Here is a 3,597-nt window from a genome sequence, read left to right as displayed (position 1 = left end):
GGCCACCGGAGAACGCCTCTACCGCACAGGCGACCTCGGCCGCTACCACCCCGACGGCACCATCGAATTCCTCGGCCGCAACGACCACCAAGTCAAGATCAACGGCTACCGCATCGAACTCGGCGAGATCGAAGCCAAACTCACCACCCACCCCAACGTCAAAGACACCGTCGTCACCACCACCGACAACCACCTCACCGCATACGTCACGCGCGCCGAATCCGCCCCGGACGATCCGGACCAGCTCGTGGGGTCTCTTCGGGCGGCTCTCGCCGTAGCGCTCCCGGACTACATGATTCCCCGCAACTTCGTACTCCTCGACACTCTGCCCCTGTCGGCCAACGGCAAGGTCGACCGCGGAGCCCTGCCTGCTCCTCTCCCGCAGCCGACCGGAGGTAGCCCGTCGCGCGGCGACGCCGACCCGGTCGGCGCCCAGGGCTCGGAGCCACGCAACGACATGGAGCGGCGACTGCGGGACATCTGGAAGGAGGTACTCGGTCTCGAAGCCGTCAGCGTCCATGATGACTTCGGACAGCTCGGCGGCGACTCTCTGCTCGCCCTTCGGGTAATCAGCCGGGCGGCCGAGGCGGGGCTGGAACTCACTCCGCGGCAGTTCTTCGAGCACCCGACGATCGCCGGGCTGGCCGGGGTGGCCACACTCGCGGTGCCTCGCCCGGCCGAAGAACAACCGACCGAGGTCATCGGCGACGTACCACTGCTGCCGGCGCAGGCCATGCTGCTCGCCGGGCTGGACGCCACGGTGGCCCGCCATCACAACTACGCCCTGTTCTTCGAACTCGACGAGCCGCTGAACAAGGTGGCGCTGCGCGTCGCTCTGCGGACCCTCATCAGCCGACACGACTCCCTTCGTACAGGATTCGTCCACGGCCCGAAGGGCTGGCGGCAGCACGTGGCGACGGTGGACGAGGTGTCCGTCGTTCCCATGGAGTGGCTCGACCTCGGCGACATGCCCGCCGAGGAGCAGGGACGCACCATCGAGGAGCTCGCCGAGCAGGCGCAACGCAGCTTCGACCTCGCTGAACCGCCCCTTCTGCGCGTGCTGTACTTCGATCGGGGCCGGGACAGGAAGCCGGAGCTCCTCCTGGTCGCCCACTGGCTAGTCGTGGACAACTTCTCCCTGCGGATCGTTCTGGGCGATCTGCTCGCCGCGCACGCACAGATCGCGGAGTACGGACATGCGGAGCTGCCCGCGCCCGGCACGCCCGCCGCGGTGTGGGCCGAACAGGTGGCACGACAGACGGAGCAGACGAGGGTGACGTCTCAGCCACCGTTCGAGCGTGCGCGCCACGGTACGGCCCGTGACGCCGTGACGCTCGTGGAGGTACTCGACTCCCGGGCGACCGACCGGTTGCGTGAGCAGACCAACTCCTCCGTGGTTCTGGGAGACGTGATTCTCGCGGCCCTGGCTCGGGCCGCCCGCGCCACCGGTCTCGGTGAGTCGATCCGCGTCGACGTGGATGGACATGGGCGTGGCGCAGTGCTGCCCGGTGTGGCCAGTCCCATCGACCTGTCGCGCACGGTCGGCAGGCTCTCGGTCCGCAACCAGCTGGAGGTGCCCGCCCTGCAGGACCCTGTACGAGCTGCCAAGACCGTCGCCGCTGTGCGTGCCGCCCTTCCCAACGGTGGCCTCGACGACGCGGTCACTGCGTACGGCACCACGGCCGTAGCGGACGGGCTGTCCGCCCCCGCCCCGGAATTCGCTTTCAACTACCTTGGCACGGTCGATGAGTTGTACGCGATCACCGGTCTGCGTCCGTCCGGGCACCGGCCGGGCCCCTTGGTCCACCCGGAGACACCCCTTCGGCACAGGTTCGAGCTGCTGTGCGGGACGGTCGAGGGAGAGCTGCTGATCGGGCTGACGTGCCCAGGGATCGATCAGCCCGAGGCCGAGCACCTGCTGAAGAACTTCATGGCCGAGCTGCGAGGCGTGGAGGCAGCGGTAGAGCGACCTGCTGCCGCCAACGGGCGGGACACCCGAGGGGCTGCACTGGCCGATACGTTCAGGCGCTGGTTGTCGCCGGCCGCCGCTGACTGATCAACGACCACACACGGGGTGGTGTCTGTCCGTGCGCACCGGCACGGACAGACACCACCCCGCTTCGCTGCTCGTAGGACCGGTACGATGCAGTCGAATCCGTCGGAGGGCAGCGTGTGGGGTCTGGGATCACTCGAAGCCGAGGTGATGGAGCGGATCTGGTCCGCTGATCATCCGCTTCCCGTGCGTGAAGTGGTCGACGTCATGAACGCCGGCCGCAGTACACCGCTGGCGTACACGACGGTCATGTCCACCATGGCCAAGCTCCACCGCAAGGGCTGGCTCGATCGCATCCGCTCCGGGAAGCAGTACCTCTACGAGCCTCGTGAGAGCCGCGAGGCGTGCACGGCCCGGCTCATGGCGGACGTCCTGACCGGCGGCGGCGACCCGGAGGCTGTGATGCTGCACTTCGTCGAGCGAGTGACCTCCACCGGTTCGCCCGCTCTCCTGAGCGCTGTACGCCGAGCCCTGGGTCATGACGGATGACGGCCACTCTCCTGCTGGGCTTATATCTGGTGGTTGCGGCGGTGCCTGTGCCGCTGATGCTGCGACGTGCCCGTTGGGCCGTGCGCGCACCGCGGATCGCCATCGTCGTCTGGCTCGGATTGATCATCTCCTCGTTGGGCGGAGCGGTCCTACTCGGTTGTGAGGTGACCGAGGGCGTCTTCGGCAGCGGCCTGTGGACGTGCTGCCGGGAGCTTCTGGATACGGCCGTATTCACCAAGGCCGAGGTGGCCACCGCCGGGGTGACAGTGCTCCTGATGTTCGGTTTGCCGGCCCGGGTCCTCGCCGTCCTCCTGTGGGATGTGCTCAGCCTGCGCCGTCGCCAACTGCGCCTCGTCGAGGCCCTGGACATGCTCGGCCGGCCGGTGCGAGCATTGGGCGGAGGAGCTCTGGTGATCGACCATGAGTGTCCGGCGGCCTATTGCGTGGCAGCGCGAGGAGGGCGGGTCGTTCTCACCGCAGCGGCGCTCAGGGCGCTTCCGCAGGCCGAGCTGTCAGCCGTAGTCGCACACGAGAGGGCCCATCTGGAGGGCCGCCACTACCTCTTGACGACAGCTGCTGCATCCTTCGGCCGGGCGCTTCCTCGCATTCCTTTGTTCACCTCGGCAGGCCCTGCGGTGGCGCGGCTTGCAGAGATGGCGGCCGACGACGCGGCGGCCCGTGGCGTACGGAGCGAAGTTGTGGCGCGAGGGCTGGCCCTTCTCGTCGAGGCGGGAGCAGGGCACCGGAACGCTCTCAGCACTTCGGTTCTCCAGGTGTCTGCGGATCATGTGGCCGAACGCATCAATCGGCTTCTGGACATGCGTCGCCGCGCAGAGGAGAGGCGGTCGGTCGTCAGCGGAGCGACTTGTCTTGTCGGACTTGTCGTCCTTCCCGCTCTCGTCATCGTCACCACGGCCGGGTTCTGGTGCTGAACCGCTGACGCGAGCCTGGGGGCCGGCACGCCTGCAGATCTTCCGTCTGATCGAACGGTCACCGACCGGTGAAGCGTGCGTGTGCGACCTGACCGAGTGCCTGGGTTTCAGGCAGCCGACCGT

At 68.0% G+C, this 3,597-nt stretch carries 3 protein-coding genes; all 3 read left to right on the top strand.

What is annotated here, in order from left to right:
• A partial coding sequence (locus ABZ078_RS44210) for a condensation domain-containing protein (protein WP_356584332.1) occupies window positions 1-2,056 on the top strand: 2,056 nt, incomplete at its 5' end.
• A gap of 87 nt (window positions 2,057-2,143) precedes the next feature.
• Complete coding sequence (locus ABZ078_RS44205; protein ID WP_355274954.1) at window positions 2,144-2,542, top strand: BlaI/MecI/CopY family transcriptional regulator; 399 nt, start codon at window positions 2,144-2,146, stop codon at window positions 2,540-2,542.
• Complete coding sequence (locus tag ABZ078_RS44200) at window positions 2,539-3,474, top strand: M56 family metallopeptidase (protein ID WP_189906321.1); 936 nt, start codon at window positions 2,539-2,541, stop codon at window positions 3,472-3,474. Before ABZ078_RS44205 ends, ABZ078_RS44200 begins: the two co-directional genes overlap by 4 nt.
• The last annotated feature ends 123 nt before the right edge of the window (window positions 3,475-3,597 follow it).

The organism is Streptomyces sp. NPDC006385, from assembly GCF_040612485.1.
In the GTDB taxonomy this organism is placed as follows: domain Bacteria; phylum Actinomycetota; class Actinomycetes; order Streptomycetales; family Streptomycetaceae; genus Streptomyces.
Note: the sequence above shows the minus strand (reverse complement) of the source record. Positions and strands in the feature narration are given on the sequence as shown.